Origin of the sequence: Kitasatospora sp. NPDC058032 (assembly GCF_042885845.1) — a bacterium.
In the GTDB taxonomy this organism is placed as follows: Bacteria; Actinomycetota; Actinomycetes; order Streptomycetales; family Streptomycetaceae; genus Kitasatospora.
In genome coordinates, this window is the sequence record NZ_JBHVRK010000010.1 from 59,291 (window position 1) to 73,587 (window position 14,297).

The window sequence follows — 14,297 nt, forward strand, 5'->3', positions numbered from 1 at the left end:
TCGGACGGGCCGACTTTCCATGCCGGGCGTTCTGCCTCGGGCCTTCCGGGGCGGGGCCGCGCGGCGTGGGGCTCATCGGCGGTGGCGCACCTGCCAGGCGGCGCCCGCGCCGAGCACGACGACGAGCGCGAGGCCGGCGCCCACCCCGAGGGCGGGCCCGCTCGGGGAGGTCCGGGCGGCGCTCGCGCTCTCCGTGGGGCGCTCGCCGCCGGCGGGCGCGCCGGCCGCGCCGAGCTGGTCGGCACACCCGGCGCGCGGGAACCCGGCGATGGCGCAGAGCAGGCCGTTGCCGTCGTACCGCAGCGGTGGCGCGACGGTGGCCAGCACCTCGGCGGAGCCGGCGCGGGGCGCGACGACGGCACACGCGGTCCGCGGCGCGGGCGGGCTCTCGCCGCCCGGCGCGTCGGCGGCGCCGCCGAAGTCCAGGACCACGGCCACCCGCTTGCGCCCGTCCTGGGCCGGGGTGCCGGCGCAGAGGGCGGCGAAATCCCCGGCCGCGGCGGGCCGGGCGGCGTCCCGCCCGCCGTCCGGGCTGACGGCGAACCGCCAGCCCTCCACCGCGCCGTCCGCCGGGACGTGCACGGCGGGCCCCTGCTGCTGGTACGCCCAGCCGCCTGCGGACCACTGCCAGAACGACCAGTACCGGTACCCGGCGGCCTGGGCCGGGGCAGCCGCGAGCACCAGCAGGATCAGCAGCCCGGTGATCACCCCGGCCGCGAACCGCACGGCCGCCCGCACCACCCGCCGCCGCGCCTCGGACCCGGGTCCGGACGCGGCGGGGTCCGGCGGGGCCGGCGGCTCCGGCCGCGGGGCCCGGCCGGGGGTGGTCACAGCTTCGCGCCGCGCTTGCGCTGGAGGCTCAGCAGAAGGCCGCCGCCGATGCCGATCAGCAGGCCGATGCCGAGCAGCCAGTACGTGTTGAGGCCGCCCTTGTCCTCCTTCTTCGCCGGCGCGCTCGCCGGGGCGGACGCGGCGGCGGTGGCCTTCGGCGCCGGGCCGAGCGCGGTCAGCTGCTGGACCAGGTCGGTCCCGCCGAAGGCGGCCGGGTCGCGCTGCGCCGCCTGGGCGACCAGCAGCAGCGTGGCGGTGGCGGCGGCGTCGGTGCCGCCCTTGGTCCAGCTGCCGCCCTCCTTGGCCAGCCAGTCGACGGCGCCCGCGGCCTGCTGCGGGTGGCCGCCCTGGACCAGGCCCAGCGCGCCCCAGGCGGTGGCCGCGTAGTCGGGGGCGGGCGCGGCGCCGGGCAGGGTCAGCGTCAGGTGCTGCCCGCCCGCCGCGAGCTGCGCGGTGAGGTACGCGCTCGCCGCCTCGCCGGAGTCGGCGCGCGGGACGGCCGTGGCGGTGGCGCCGCCGTCCGGGCAGGCCAGGGCCTTGGGGGCGGAGTCGGAGCGGGTGGTGCCCACGACCGGCAGCCGGCCGCCGGTCGCGGCGAGCGAGGCCTGGCCGCCGGCCAGGCCGTTGGCCTCGGCGGGGGTGCCGTCCGGCGAGGTCTGGTAGACGAAGCCGCCGCGCTGCTCGGCGGGGGCGGCGCAGCCGAGCTGGAAGGCGGCGAGCCCGTCGAAGGCGCTCCGGCCGGCCTTGGCGACGGCCGCCGGGTCGGTCCCGGCGGCGAGCAGCGCGCTGACGGCGAGGGCGGTGGAGTTGGCGTCGCCCGGGTTGCCGGGGTTGTAGGCCCAGCTGCCGTCCGGGTTCTGGTTGGCCCTGAACCACTGGACGCCCTTGTCGACCGCCTCCTGGTGGCCGCCGAGCGCGACCAGCGCCTGGACGGCGACGGCGGTCGCGTTGCTGTCCTCCGTCTTGGCGTCGCACGCGGCCGAGGCGTCGGCCCGGTACGAGGGCCAGCCGCCGTCCGCGCACTGCTGGCCGGTGAGCCAGGCGACGGCGGAGTCGGCCGGGGTCACCTTGGCGGTGGTCAGCGCGGTCAGGGCGAGCGACTGCCGCCAGACGCCGTCGTAGGTCGGGTCGCCCTTGCCGTACAGGCCGTCGGGGACCGCGGCGGCGGGGGCCGTTCCGGCGCCGGGGGTGTCGGCCAGGGCCGGGGCGGCGGCGGTGCCGGCGAGCAGCGCGGCGGTCAGGGCGGCGGCGCCCAGACGGGCGGCGGTCAGCATGATCGGAGGTGTGCCTTTCGATGAGCGGTGCCGGCCCGGGCGGGCCGTCCCGTAGTCCTCGACGGTGCCCGGCGGTGGTCCGCCGGGCGTGGGGCCGCTCGCCCCTCCCCGGGCACTCCGGCTCGCCCGGCGGACGGGCGCCGGGCTCACGGTTGCGGGGTCAGCGCCGGATTCGCACCGGCTTTCCCCGGAGGAGGAACGGATGGAGTTGTCCTGCCCGTCGACTTTAGCCGCCGGTCCGGGCGGACCGGAGCGGGCCGGGTGAGAACAGGTTCCAGTTCGGCCGGTCGCGGGGCGGTGGAGGCGCCGGTCTCAGGGCAGCGTGAGCAGCCGGGCCGCCGTGTGCAGGTCGGCCCGTACCTCGGCGAGCGAGGCGCGGCCGGAGAGCCAGGCGACCAGCGCCGCGTGCCAGGTGTGCTCGATCACCCGGACGGCGGCGCGCTGCGCCTCGGTGGGCGGTCCGGACTGCCCGATGGCGTCCAGGATGAGCTGCCCGGTGGCGGCGGAGACCTGGTCCACCTCGGCGCCCACCGAGCGGTCGGCGAAGGACAGCGCGCGGACCATCGCCTCGGCCAGCAGCGGTTCGCGCTGCAGCGCGTGGAACGCCCGGGTGAGCGTCTCGGCGACCCGCGGCGCCGGCTCGGACTCGACCGGCGGGTGCCGCCGGACCTGCTCCTGGAGGCCGCGCAACTGTTCCAGCATCACCGCCACCAGCAGGTGCACCTTGGAGGGGAAGTAGCGATAGAGCGTGCCCAGGGCCACCTGGGCGCCCTCCGCGACCTCCCGCATCTGGACGGCGTCGTACCCGCCGCGCGCCGCCAGCGCGGTCGCGGTCCGCAGGATCCGCCGCCGCCGCTCCGCCTGCCGGGCGGTGAGCGGTGACTCCGGCGGCCGGGCCGGCGGGGACGGCGGGGGCGGGGGCGAGGGTGGTGACGACGGTGACGGCAAGGACACTCCCGGGCGTGGCGCGAATCACCAGCCCTGGATCCTGAGCGGAAGCTACGGGCCGGTATCTTCGAGGTCTCTCATTGTTCACATGGTCACCGGTGGACTCCACACCCACTGAAACCTGATCTACTTTACCGACCGGCAGCACAGACAGCAGCAGAGATGAGGGCCGACGATGACCGCGCAGCCGCTGCGGATTGCCCTGCTCTCGTACCGCGGCGACCCGTTCTGCGGCGGCCAGGGCGTGTACGTACGGCACCTCTCCCGTGAGCTGGCCCGCCTCGGCCACCACGTGGACGTGATCGGCGCCCAGCCGTACCCCGTCCTGGACGAGGTCGAGGGGCCGGGCTCGGTCCGGCTGGTCGAACTGCCCAGCCTGGACCTCTACCGGGCGGACGACCCCTTCCGCACGCCGGCGCGCGAGGAGTACCGGGGGCCGGTGGACGTCCTGGAGTACCTGACGATGCGCACCGGCGGTTTCCCCGAGCCGCTGACCTTCTCGCTGCGGGCCCGTCAGTACCTGGCCGCCCACCGCGGCCGCTACGACGTCGTGCACGACAACCAGACGCTCGGCTACGGCCTGCTCGGCCTGGAGCGCCACGGCTTCCCGCTGGTCACCACGATCCACCACCCGATCACCGTGGACCGCAAGGTCGAACTGGACGCGGCCACCGGCCGGCTCAAGCGGCTGTCGCTGCGCCGCTGGTACGCCTTCACCCGGATGCAGCGCCGGGTCGCCGCCCGGCTGGACCACATCATCACCGTCTCCGGCACCTCCAAGCGCGAGATCACCGAGCACCTGGGCGCCGCGCCGCACACCGTCTCGGTGGTGCCGATCGGCGCCGACACCCGGCTCTGGTCGCCGTCGGACGAGGTGGCGCGGGTGCCCGGACGGATCGTCACCACCTCCAGTGCGGACGTCCCGCTGAAGGGCCTGGTGCACCTGGTCGGGGCGCTGGCCAAGGTCCGCACCGAGCGGGACGCGCACCTGGTCGTGGTCGGCAAGCCGCAGAAGGAGGACGGGCCGATCGCCCGCGCCGTGCGCGCCTTCGGGCTGGAGCGGCACATCGAGTTCCGGCACGGCCTGACCGACCGTGAGCTGGTGGACCTCTACCGCTCGGCCGAGGTGGCCTGCGTGCCCTCGCTGTACGAGGGCTTCTCGCTGCCCGCCGCCGAGGCGATGGCCACCGGCACCCCGCTGGTCGCCACCACCGGCGGGGCGATCCCGGAGGTCGCCGGACCGGACGGCGAGAGCTGCCTGGCGGTGCCCCCGGGCGACCCGGACGCGCTCGCGTCGGCGCTCGGCCGGCTGCTGGACGACCCGGAGCTGCGCGCGACGCTCGGCGCGGCGGGCCGGGAGCGGGTGCTGGCGCGGTTCACCTGGGAGCGCGCCGCCGAGCTGACCGTCGAGGGCTACCGGGCCGCGATCGCCACCGGGGCCGGGAGCGCGGCCCGCTCCGGACCGGGCTGGCGCTACGTGGCCTGACGGCGTGCGCCGGCGTGCGGCCGGACGGCGGTCGGCCGCACCCGCTCGGACGGCGCGCGCCGCCCTGTCCCCGCCCCGTACGCGCGCCGAACGCCCCCGCGATGTCTCTGACCCGGCGTCAGGAACCTTGGGTACCGAAGGAATGGGAGTCCGCAGTGCTGACCGTTGATTTCTCGCGCTTCCCGCTCGCCCCCGGCGACCGGGTGCTCGACCTGGGCTGCGGCGGGGGGCGGCACGCGTTCGAGTGCTACCGGCGCGGGGCCAACGTGGTCGCCCTCGACCAGAACGCCGAGGAGATCGCCGAGGTCAGGAAGTGGTTCGCCGCCATGGAGCAGGCCGGCGAGGCGCCCGAGGGCGCGTCCGCGGTCGCGATGGAGGGCAACGCGCTGGCCCTGCCCTTCGAGGACGACCACTTCGACAAGATCATCATCTCCGAGGTGATGGAGCACATCCCGGACGACAAGGGCGTGCTCACCGAGATGTTCCGGGTCCTCAAGCCCGGCGGCCTGCTCGCCGTCACCGTGCCGCGCTGGCTGCCCGAGAAGATCTGCTGGGCGCTGTCCGACGAGTACCACGAGGTCGAGGGCGGTCACATCCGGATCTACCGGGGCGACGAACTGCTCGACAAGCTCAAGGACGCCGGCCTGGAGCCGTACGGCACCCACCACGCGCACGCGCTGCACTCGCCGTACTGGTGGATCAAGTGCGCGGTCGGCGTCGACAACGACAAGGCGCTGCCGGTCAAGGCCTACCACCAGCTGCTGGTCTGGGACATCGTCGGCACGCCCGTCATCAGCACCCTCACCAAGGCCGCCGAGCGGGCGCTCAACCCGGTCATCGGCAAGAGCTTCGTCGCCTACGCCGCGAAGCCCCACCGGGCCGGGGCGTCCCGCGGCACGGCCGACCGGGCAGCGGGCGGGGCGGAGTGACCGCCGCCGTCCCGGAGGTCCTGCTGCTGGAAGGGGTGCTGGACGCCGAACAGGCCGCCGACACCGTCCGCAGCATCCTCGCCGAGCAGCAGCCCGACGGCGCCGTACCGTGGTTCCGCGGCCACCACCTCGACCCCTGGGACCACACCGAGGCGGCCATGGCGCTGGACACCGCCGGCGAGCACGCCGCCGCCGAGGCCGCCTACCGCTGGCTGGCCGGGCGTCAGAACCCGGACGGCTCCTGGTACGCCGCCTACGCCTACGGCCGGCCGGACCACGCCGACGGCGAGGTGTGCAACGCGGCCAAGGAGACCAACTTCTGCGCCTACGTGGCTGTCGGCGTCTGGCACCACCACCTCTCCACCGGCGACGACGCCTTCCTGGACTGGATGTGGCCGACCGTCCGGCGCGCGCTGGACTTCATCGTCGCCCAGCGGCTGCCCGGCGGGCCGATCGCCTGGCGGGTCGACGAGCACGGCGCGGCCACCGACGAGGCGCTGCTCACCGGCTCCTCCAGCATCCTGCACGCGCTGCGCTGCGGACTGGCCGTCGCCGACTACCTGGAGGAGCCGCAGCCCGACTGGGAGCTCGCGGCCGGCCGGCTGCGGCACGCCGTCGCCCACCACCCCGAGCGCTTCCTGGACAAGGACCGCTACTCGATGGACTGGTACTACCCGGTGCTCGGCACCGCGCTGCGAGGCCCGGCCGCGCTGGAGCGGATCGCCCGGGACTGGGACCGCTTCGTCGTCCCCGGCCTGGGCGTGCGCTGCGTCAGCGACCGCCCCTGGGTCACCGGCGGCGAGAGCGCCGAGCTGGCCATGGCGCTCTGGGCGGTCGGCGAGTCCGACCGCGCGGTGGACATCCTGCGCTGGATACAGAAGCACCTGCGGCACGTCGACGGCTCGTACTGGACCGGGTACGTCTTCGAGGACGACGCGATCTGGCCCGAGGAGCGCACCACCTGGACGGCGGGGGCGCTGCTGCTGGCGGTCGCGGCGCTCGGCGGCCACCCGGCGACGGTCGCGGTCTTCGGCGGCGAGGAGCTGCCGGCCGGGCTGGTGGTTCAGGACTGCTGCTGACCGTCCGGCGGCAGCGACGCCGAAGGGGCGGGACCGGAGAGATCCGGTCCCGCCCCTTTCGGTGTGGTGGCACGGGCGTCACGCGTTCCGCGGGTCGGCCGGACCGGCCGGCTCCGCGGGTCAGCCGCGCTGGATGCCCGAGGTGTCGGCCAGCACGCCCTGGGTGCCGTCCTGCAGCTGGGCGACCAGCGCGGTGCCGCGCTGCTCGACCGCCAGGTACCAGGTGCCCGGGACGAGTTCGCCGACCGGCGCGCCGGCCGGGCTGTCCTTCGGGGCCAGCTGGCGCGGCGCCGGGACGGCGAACCAGAACGGCGCGAAGTCGGCCGCCGGGGCCGGCTGCGGCTGCGCGGCCTGCTGCGCGGCGGCCCGACGGGCGGCCTCGGCCTCGGCGGCCTGCGCGGCCGCGGCCTGCTGGGCGGCGACGTCCTGCGGCTGGCCCTGCACCGGCTGACCGGGCTGGCCGGCCTGCGGGGTCGGGTAGCCGTAGCCGCCGGGCTGGCCGCCGAACGCCGGGGCCGGCGCCTGGCTCGGGTCCTGGCCCGGGCCGGGGTAGCCGTACTGGCCGGGCTGTCCGGGCTGGCCCGGGGCCGGGTAGCCGCCGGCCGGGAAGGCGGCCGGGGCGGCCGGACGGTCGGTGACCAGCGGGGTCTTGAGCACGGGGAGCAGCTGGCCGCCCGCGGCCGCACCGGCCAGCACGATCAGCGCGATGACGGCGAGCCAGGCGCCGATGCCGTGGTTGATGCCCTTCAGGCCGCCGCCGAGCGACCACAGCGCCGCCCAGAGCGCGGCCACCGAGAAGGCGATGCCCCACTGGTCCAGGCGCAGGCCGAGGATCTGACGGTTCGCGGCCGCCTGGCCCTGGAAGCGCTGGACCAGGATGAGGGCGGCGGCGAGGATGCCGAGCAGGAAGACCGAGGGCAGGACGGGGAACAGGACGCTGTCCCAGGCGTTCGTCGAGGTGTCGCCGCAGTACTTGCCCTTGCAGTCGACGGTCCAGTACGGCAGGAAGGAGGCGATGAAGAGCAGGACGGCCGCACCTGCGACGGCGGCGTCTCCCTTGGTGAGAGCGCGCAGATTCACTAACGTTCCCCTCGTTGGTGTGTCGTGGTCGGCGGTTTTCGATTTCGGCGCTGGGCCGGTGTGGTGTCGGCGCCCACCGGTCGGCTGACCGGCCGGAAAACCCCGAACGGACCAGAAGCCTAGGGCCAACGGCCGCGCAGGTGCACGGCAGGGCTCGGGAAAGGGGCGAAGTCGTTGCAAACTGCGCGCTTCCGGCCCTCGGGCGCCGCACCCCGGCGGGCTCCTACCGGGTGGTGAGGAAGGTCGTCAGCGCGTCGGCGATCCCCTGGGCGGCCTGCTGGCGCCACTGAGGATCCGTCATCCGGCGGGCGTCCGTCGGGTTGCGCATGTTACCGCACTCGATGAACACCTTGGGCACGGTCGAGAGGTTGAGCCCGCCCAGGTCGGAGCGGGTGTCCAGGCCCTGGCTCGCGGTGTAGTCGGCGTACGGCTCGCCGGTCGCCGCGTGGAAGTTCTCGCGCAGCAGCAGGCCCAGCCGGTGCGAGGGGTCGACGATCGCCGCGGTGTTCGCCTTTCCGGCGACCACCTTGGCGGGCATGATCACGTGGAAGCCGCTGCCGTTCGCGGGCCCGCCGTCGCCGTGGACGGAGACCGCCGCGTCGGCGTGGGCGGTGTTGCCGATCCGGGCGCGCTCGTCGATGCACGGCCCCCAGGGGCGGTCGCCGTCGTGGACCAGCACCACGGTGGCGCCGCGGGCGGCGAGGAGCGCGCGGGTCCGGCGGACCACGTCCAGCGAGTACTCGGCCTCGGTGTAGCCGGCGTTGGTGCTGGTGCCGGTGGTGTCGCACTCCTTGCGGGCGTTGCCGATGTCGACCTGGCGGTTGATCTCGGCGGTGTGGGCGGAGTTCCCGGTGTTGTGGCCCGGGTCGAGCACGACGGTGCGGCCGGTCAGGGTGGTGGCCGCGGGGGCGGCGGGGAGCGGGGCGGGGAACGCGGGGTCGGTGGGGGCGGTGGACGCCGTCGCGCTCGGGGTGCCGGTCGTGCCGGTCGTACCGGTGGGGCCGATCGGGCTGGTGCTCGCCGGGCCGACGGCCGGAGGTGCGGCGTCCGGTGTGCTCCGGTCGGGGTTGCCGACGGCCTGCCAGCCCAGCCAGCCGGCCACCCCGAGCGGGGCCAGCACGCCGACCACGGTCACCGTGCGCAGCAGCGCGGACCGGCGCCGGGGCCGGGGCCCGTCCTGCTCCGCCCGGCGGGGCGGGTCGGCGGGCGCGGGGTCGTCCGTCGCGGGGTCACCGAGGGCCGTGGCGTCGTCGATCGGCTCGACCGGCTCGACCGGTTCGGCCGCTTCGAAAGGTCCGGCCGCTTCGGTCGGTTCGAGGGGCTCGGTGGGGTGCTGGGTGGTGCGTGTCACGGGTGGGTCAGATCCGGTCCTGGGTACGGGCGGTGAGTCCGAACTGGTCGGCGATCGTCTTCCACTTCGCCACGAAGTCCTTCTTCGCCTGGGTGGCCTGCGGGTTGAGCTCGTCGGCGCGCTTCTTGTCGGCGGTGTTCGGGGCGGTGCCCGAGCAGCCCTGGGTGGCGACGGTCCGGGCCCAGCTCGCGTACGCCCGGTCGATGTCGGCGGACAGTTGCCAGGCGGACTTCAGCGACTGTACGGCGTCCGCGCCGCCCGGCAGGTCGGTGACACTCAGGGTGGCCAGCTTGGTGAGCAGCTGGTCGCGCTGCTTGGCGCCGCTGTCGAAGACCTGGGCGGCGGTGTCGATCTCGGGCTTGGCCGGGCAGCTGTTCACCTTGGCGACCGCGTTGCCGATCGGGGCCTTGGCGCTCTCGCCCTGGCTGAGCAGCTCGTCCAGCGCCTTCGCCTGGGACTGCGCGTTGGGCCCGCCGGCGGAGTCGGTGGGGCTGGGCGTCGCGCTCGCCGCCGCGGTGTCGGAGGCGGCCGGGGCCGGCGCAGCGGCGGAGCCGTTGGGGGCCGGCGCGGGCGGCGGGTTCCCGGAGGCGTCGGCGCCGGCCGTGACGGAGGCGGACGGGGCCGCGGGGCCGGCCTGGTCGGTGCTGGAACCCTTGTCGCGGACCGCCCAGAGGATGCCGCCGCCCAGGGCCAGGACGAAGAGCAGCGCGAAGGCGATCAGCAGTGGTGCGCGCTTGCCCCCGCCGCCGTCCTCGTCGTCGGGCTCCGCGTAGCCGGTCGGGTAGTCGTGCTGCGGGTAGGTCTGCTGAGGATAGGGGTGCTGGGGGTAGTCGGGCTGGGCGTAATCGGGCTGCGGGTAGCCGGGCTGGCCGTGGGTGGGCTGGCTGTGGGCGGGGTGGCCGGGGTGCCCGTACGGGGCCTGGTCGCCGTAGCCCCGCTGGGGCGGGGGCAGGAACGGGGCCGGCTGCGGGGGCTGCTGCGGGGCCTGCGGCTGCTGCGGCGGGTGGTGGGGCGCGCCGTAGGACGGGCCGGCGCCCGGGGTGGCCTGCGGGAACGCCGGGGCGGTCGGGGGCGGCAGCGAGCCGGGTGCGGCGGGCCGCGGCGGCACCGGCTGCGGGATGACGGCCGTCGGGGCGTCGTCGGCGGGCGGCCCGGCGGGGGCGGTCGGCGGTGCGGCGGGAGGGGTGGAGGCGCTCGGGGCGGGGGGCTGCTGGGGACCGCGCACCCAGCCGCCCGCACCGCCCCGGGCGGTCGGGTCCCAGACCGCCGGTGCGGTGTTCTGCTGGTCCGTCATCTGTGCTGGCCCCCACGGTCGGCCCGGGTGCGCTCCGCCCGGATGTTCTGCTGGTGTCATGCGGCCGTGCCGCGACGCGGGCGTCCGCGATCGCGCGGACACCGTACCGTTCGCGCTCCCGCCCGGCAGCCCCGGCACGACGTTAGAGCATCCGTGATCGCCCGTGGGGCCGGTCGGCCGATTCCGGACACCCGTGCGGGGGCGGCGGGCGGAGCGCGGTCGGGGCCGGGGATCAGCCGGTGGTGGCGCGGCGGCGCAGGACGCGCAGCGACCCGGTCACCGAGACCTCCTCGAAGCCCTCGGCCAGCGCCCGCAGGTACACCCGGTACGGCGCCTGGCCGCCGTCGGCCGGGTCGGGGAAGACGTCGTGCACCACCAGCAGGCCCTCCGGGGCCAGGTGCGGCGCCCAGCCCTCGTAGTCGCCGGTGGCGTGCTCGTCGGTGTGGCCCCCGTCGATGAAGACCAGGGCGAGCCGGCCGCCCCACAGGGCCGCGATCTGCGGCGAGCGGCCGACCAGGGCGACCACGTGCTCCTCCAGACCGGCCGCGTGCAGGGTGCGGCGGAACCGGGGGAGGGTGTCCATCCGGCCGACCTCCGGGTCGACCAGGGTCGGGTCGTGGTACTCCCAGCCGGGCTGCTGCTCCTCGGAGCCGCGGTGGTGGTCGACGGTCAGCGCCACGGTGCCGGCCTCCCGGGCGGCGGCGGCCAGCAGGATCGCGGAGCGGCCGCAGTAGGTGCCGATCTCCAGGACGGGCAGCCCGGTCCGGCGCGCGGCGGTCACGGCGGCGGCGTACAGCGCGAGGCCCTCGTCGACGGGCATGAACCCGGTCGCGCCCTCGAACGCGGCCAGCACCTCGGGCTGCGGGCGCGTGGTCTCCAGGAGGTCGGACATGGTGCTGCTCCTCGGCGGGTGGTCTGGTGTTCCTGCTCGCCGTCGGACCCTACTCGACGGTACGCCCCCGCCCCACCCCGTGCCCCGGGCCCCTCTGTCTGCCCGAGCCCCCGTGATCGGTGGACCGGTCGACGTATTTCAGCCTCCCGACCGCCCGCTGCGGAGGAGCCCGGATCAGGAAGTCGGACCGGCCGACTTCCTGATCCGCGGGCGGCAGCGGCAGTCAGCCGGCGAGGAGAGTGCGGGCGATGCGGGTGCGGTGCGGGGCGAGCTCGGCGGCGATGGCGGCGGCCTCGTTCGGCGCGCAGGTGACGGCCGCCGGGAGCGTCGCACGCCGGGTGAGGAGCGCCAGCCGCAGGTGGGTCGGCGGGTGCGAGGCGTCCACGGTGTGGCCGTCCCGCCGCGAGCGGCGGAGCAGCCGCTCACGCTCCAGCGGCGGGATCGCCGCCAGGTGCTCGCGCAGCTGCGGCCAGAGCTCGGTGACGTCCGGCCGCGGAGCGGCGTCCCGCCGGCCGGAGCGGGGCCGCGACTGGATCTCGGCGCGCAGCCGCATGGTCACCGTCGCGGTCGCCGGGCCGAGCAGCAGCGCCCCCAGCATCCCGCGCGCCGCCGCGGTGGACGCGACCCGGGCGCCGAGTCCGTCGGCCCGGTACTCGGCCTGCTGCCCGGCGCGCGCCGTCAGCCGGTCGAGCAACAGGTAGGCCCGGTAGGGAAGTTGGCTGACAAGGTACAGGAGGGCGTTGGCCAGGAAGTCCCCGATCAGCGACAGCAGCGCGATCACGCCGTACCCTCCCCGGGACCGGTCGGCGGGCCGGGTGAGCTCGTACCAGTGCGCCAGCGCCCGCATCGCCGAGCCGAGCCACAGGCCGCGCCGGTTGTCGCCGTTGACCCGGTGGGCGAGTTCGTGCCCGAGCAGCGCGAGCCGCTGCCCGTCGTCCAGCGCCTCCCAGAGCGGCAGGCCCAGCGTGAGCACCGACGTCCGGCGCAGCCCGAGCACCGCCATGCCGGCGTTGAAGTCCTCGGTGATCCGGATCACCCCGACCGGCGGCGCCCCGAGTTCGGCGGCGACCCGGTCGGCCAGCCCGTACAGCGCGGGGGCCTCGGACCGGCTCAGCACGCCCGCGCCGGTCGGCACCCGGCCGAGCCGCGGACGGAGCAGGAAGGCGACGGCGAGGAGGAGGGCGCCCAGGCAGCGCACCGTCGTGTTGCCGGTGACGAGCAGCCAGCCGGCCGCCCCCGCCACGACGACGGTGACCGCGTGGACCGGGAGGGCCAGCGCCGAGGCGGCGAGCCAGTCCCGTCGGGTGGTGTCGGTGCGGCCGTCGGCGACCTCCTCGAACAGCCGCTCGGTCCGCTCGGCCGCGGCCCGTTCCCGGGCCAGCTCCTTCGCGGACTTGGCGCAGTCCTCGGCGGCCTCCTCGGGGGGGACGAGGTTCCACTCGCACGCCGGGCACCAGGCGGTGAACCGGGGGTCGGGGTCGATCGGGCCGGAGCACGTCGGGCAGGAGAGGGGGCGGACGGCGGAGGCGGACGGCGCCGGCGCCGACGCCGTCGTCAGTGCGGCCGACGACGGTGGGGGAGCGGTGGGGTTGGGCACGGCGGATGATCATGCCAGGCGCCACGGACATGGGGAACCCTCGGAGTTCGGAGCGTTCCACCGGCCGGGGAGGCATGGTGGAACACGTTCCACCCGCCCCTCGGACGCCGTGTCAGAATCGGCCGACCAGCGATCCGAGACGGACCCGGGAGCAGCCCCATGCGCGCAGCCATCCTGCACGAGACCGGCCAGGAGGCGCTCGACGTCCGCGACGACGTCGAGGCCGTGGGCTTCGGCCCCGGCAAGGTGCGGGTCCGGCTGCGCGCCGCCAGTCTCTGCCACTCCGACCTGTCCGCGATGAGCGGCGTCCTGCCCCAGCCCGCGCCGTTCGTGCCCGGGCACGAGGGGGCCGGGGACGTCGTCGAGGTCGGTGAGGGCGTGACGGACATCGCCGTCGGCGACCGCGTCGTGCTCTGCTGGATGGCGCCCTGCGGCCGGTGCACGCACTGCGAACGCGGTCGCTCGCACCTCTGCGTGGCCAGCCTGCGGCGGCTCGGCGCGCCCGGCTTCCGCTACGGCGCGGGCCCGAACGGCGCGGGCGGAGGCGGCGAGGCGTCCGGCTTCTACGGCACCGGAACCTTCGCCGAGGAGGTCGTGGTCGAGCGCGACGCGGTTCTCCCGGTGCCCGCCGACCTCCCCTACGACCTGGCCGCGCTGATCGGCTGCGGCGTCACCACCGGCATCGGCGCGGCCGTCCACACCGCGCGGGTCGAGCCGGGCGCGTCGGTCGCGGTGATCGGCGCGGGCGGTGTCGGCGTCGCGGCCGTGCAGGGCGCCCGGGTCTGCGGCGCGGGCCGGATCGCCGTCGTCGACCCGGTGGTCTCCCGCCGGGAGCGGGCGCTGGCCTTCGGCGCGACCGAGGCGCTCGCCCCCGAGGAGCTGAAGGCGGTGGCGAAGGGCCTGCCGGGCGGGGGCTTCGACTACGTCTTCGAGGCGGTCGGCCGCTCGGCCACCGTCCGGGCCGGGTACGGAGCGGCCCGGCGCGGCGGCGCCGTCGTGGTGATCGGTGCCGGGGCGCAGGACGACCTCGCGAGCTTCAGCATGGGCGAGCTGTTCTTCAACGAGAAGCGGCTGCTGCCCTCGCTGTACGGCGGCGCGCCGCTGACGCGCACCGTCGCGCTGGTGGTGGAGCTGTGGCGGGCCGGGCGGATCGACCTGGCGGGGATGATCACCCACCGGGTCGCGCTGGCGGACGTCAACGACGCGCTCGCGCAGATGCGCAGCGGCGAGGCGCTGCGCACGGTCGTGACGCTGGGCTGAGTGGCCGCCGCCGGGTGCACGACGAGGCCCGCCGGAGGGTTCCGGCGGGCCTCGTCGGGTGGTGGGGCTCAGCCCCGGCCGTTCCCGGCGGCACGGTGGCGGCCGTGCGGATCGGCCTCGGGGCTGTCGTCGGCGGCGGACCGGCCGCGGTGGCGGCCGTGCGACGCGGTGTCCTCGGCCGTGGTCTCGTCGGCGTCGGTCCCGCTGGCGGGTCCGGTGGTGTCGGTGAGGGTGTCGGACATCAGAATCGTCTTTTCCTTGCGAGGGTGCAGGTGT

General features: G+C 76.1%; 13 protein-coding genes and 1 riboswitch. Of the genes, 4 read left to right on the forward strand and 9 right to left on the reverse strand.

The genetic code is table 11. The annotated features are described in order from the left end of the window. Nucleotides 1-72: 72 nt before the first annotated feature. The 3 genes from ACFVUH_RS18015 to ACFVUH_RS18025 all read right to left on the reverse strand — a co-directional run bounded on the left by ACFVUH_RS18015 (nucleotide 73) and on the right by ACFVUH_RS18025 (nucleotide 3,053). On the reverse strand, nucleotides 73-726 hold the full coding sequence (locus ACFVUH_RS18015; protein ID WP_387914228.1) for an SCO2322 family protein: 654 nt from the start codon (nucleotides 724-726) through the stop codon (nucleotides 73-75). 101 nt (nucleotides 727-827) lie between these two features. Next, nucleotides 828-2,105 (reverse strand): prenyltransferase/squalene oxidase repeat-containing protein, encoded by a 1,278-nt coding sequence (locus ACFVUH_RS18020; protein ID WP_387914229.1) that lies wholly within the window; start codon nucleotides 2,103-2,105, stop codon nucleotides 828-830. Between the two features lie 116 nt (nucleotides 2,106-2,221). After that, nucleotides 2,222-2,287, reverse strand: a riboswitch (cobalamin riboswitch). A gap of 130 nt (nucleotides 2,288-2,417) precedes the next feature. After that, nucleotides 2,418-3,053: a TetR family transcriptional regulator gene (locus ACFVUH_RS18025; protein WP_355362009.1), complete on the reverse strand. Its 636-nt coding sequence runs from the start codon at nucleotides 3,051-3,053 to the stop codon at nucleotides 2,418-2,420. Between the two features lie 175 nt (nucleotides 3,054-3,228). Here ACFVUH_RS18025 and ACFVUH_RS18030 point away from each other — a divergent pair, with 175 nt between their 5' ends. From ACFVUH_RS18030 to ACFVUH_RS18040, 3 genes are all read left to right on the forward strand, one after another. Continuing rightward, complete coding sequence (locus tag ACFVUH_RS18030) at nucleotides 3,229-4,539, forward strand: glycosyltransferase family 4 protein (protein ID WP_355362007.1); 1,311 nt, start codon at nucleotides 3,229-3,231, stop codon at nucleotides 4,537-4,539. A 155-nt stretch (nucleotides 4,540-4,694) separates the two neighbouring features. After that, nucleotides 4,695-5,468, forward strand: coding sequence for a class I SAM-dependent methyltransferase (locus ACFVUH_RS18035; RefSeq protein WP_387914230.1), 774 nt, complete (start codon nucleotides 4,695-4,697; stop codon nucleotides 5,466-5,468). Then, nucleotides 5,465-6,547 (forward strand): prenyltransferase, encoded by a 1,083-nt coding sequence (locus ACFVUH_RS18040; RefSeq protein ID WP_355362003.1) that lies wholly within the window; start codon nucleotides 5,465-5,467, stop codon nucleotides 6,545-6,547. Before ACFVUH_RS18035 ends, ACFVUH_RS18040 begins: the two co-directional genes overlap by 4 nt. Before the next feature lie 120 nt (nucleotides 6,548-6,667). On the opposite strand, the gene ACFVUH_RS18045 is transcribed toward ACFVUH_RS18040, so the two are convergent. The 5 genes from ACFVUH_RS18045 to ACFVUH_RS18065 form a co-directional block, all read right to left on the reverse strand. After that, the gene (locus ACFVUH_RS18045) at nucleotides 6,668-7,627 is read right to left on the reverse strand and encodes a hypothetical protein (protein ID WP_355362002.1); all 960 of its coding nucleotides are present in this window, start codon (nucleotides 7,625-7,627) and stop codon (nucleotides 6,668-6,670) included. 223 nt (nucleotides 7,628-7,850) lie between these two features. Next, a complete protein-coding gene (locus ACFVUH_RS18050) occupies nucleotides 7,851-8,882 on the reverse strand; it encodes an N-acetylmuramoyl-L-alanine amidase (protein ID WP_387914455.1) in 1,032 nt (343 codons plus the stop codon). 103 nt (nucleotides 8,883-8,985) lie between these two features. Further along, nucleotides 8,986-10,272, reverse strand: coding sequence for a hypothetical protein (locus ACFVUH_RS18055; RefSeq protein WP_387914231.1), 1,287 nt, complete (start codon nucleotides 10,270-10,272; stop codon nucleotides 8,986-8,988). A 232-nt stretch (nucleotides 10,273-10,504) separates the two neighbouring features. Next, nucleotides 10,505-11,164, reverse strand: a complete 660-nt coding sequence (locus ACFVUH_RS18060) for a class I SAM-dependent methyltransferase (protein ID WP_355361996.1) — start codon at nucleotides 11,162-11,164, stop codon at nucleotides 10,505-10,507. Nucleotides 11,165-11,387: 223 nt separating this feature from the next. After that, entirely contained in the window at nucleotides 11,388-12,761 is a 1,374-nt protein-coding gene (locus ACFVUH_RS18065) for a M48 family metalloprotease (protein WP_387914232.1), read from the reverse strand. Nucleotides 12,762-12,920: 159 nt separating this feature from the next. Between ACFVUH_RS18065 and ACFVUH_RS18070 the strand changes: the two genes are divergently transcribed. After that, complete coding sequence (locus tag ACFVUH_RS18070) at nucleotides 12,921-14,021, forward strand: alcohol dehydrogenase catalytic domain-containing protein (RefSeq protein WP_387914233.1); 1,101 nt, start codon at nucleotides 12,921-12,923, stop codon at nucleotides 14,019-14,021. Nucleotides 14,022-14,089: 68 nt separating this feature from the next. Here ACFVUH_RS18070 and ACFVUH_RS18075 read toward each other — a convergent pair whose 3' ends face one another. Next, complete coding sequence (locus tag ACFVUH_RS18075; protein ID WP_355361990.1) at nucleotides 14,090-14,263, reverse strand: hypothetical protein; 174 nt, start codon at nucleotides 14,261-14,263, stop codon at nucleotides 14,090-14,092. Nucleotides 14,264-14,297: the final 34 nt, after the last annotated feature.

Coding starts and splice junctions, on each gene's coding strand:
- ACFVUH_RS18070 (WP_387914233.1), top strand. CDS start 12,921: ATGCGCGCAGCCATCCTGCACGAGACCGGCCAGGAGGCGCTCGACGTC.
- ACFVUH_RS18055 (WP_387914231.1), bottom strand. CDS start 10,272: ATGACGGACCAGCAGAACACCGCACCGGCGGTCTGGGACCCGACCGCC.
- ACFVUH_RS18030 (WP_355362007.1), top strand. CDS start 3,229: ATGACCGCGCAGCCGCTGCGGATTGCCCTGCTCTCGTACCGCGGCGAC.
- ACFVUH_RS18075 (WP_355361990.1), bottom strand. CDS start 14,263: ATGTCCGACACCCTCACCGACACCACCGGACCCGCCAGCGGGACCGAC.
- ACFVUH_RS18020 (WP_387914229.1), bottom strand. CDS start 2,105: ATGCTGACCGCCGCCCGTCTGGGCGCCGCCGCCCTGACCGCCGCGCTG.
- ACFVUH_RS18060 (WP_355361996.1), bottom strand. CDS start 11,164: ATGTCCGACCTCCTGGAGACCACGCGCCCGCAGCCCGAGGTGCTGGCC.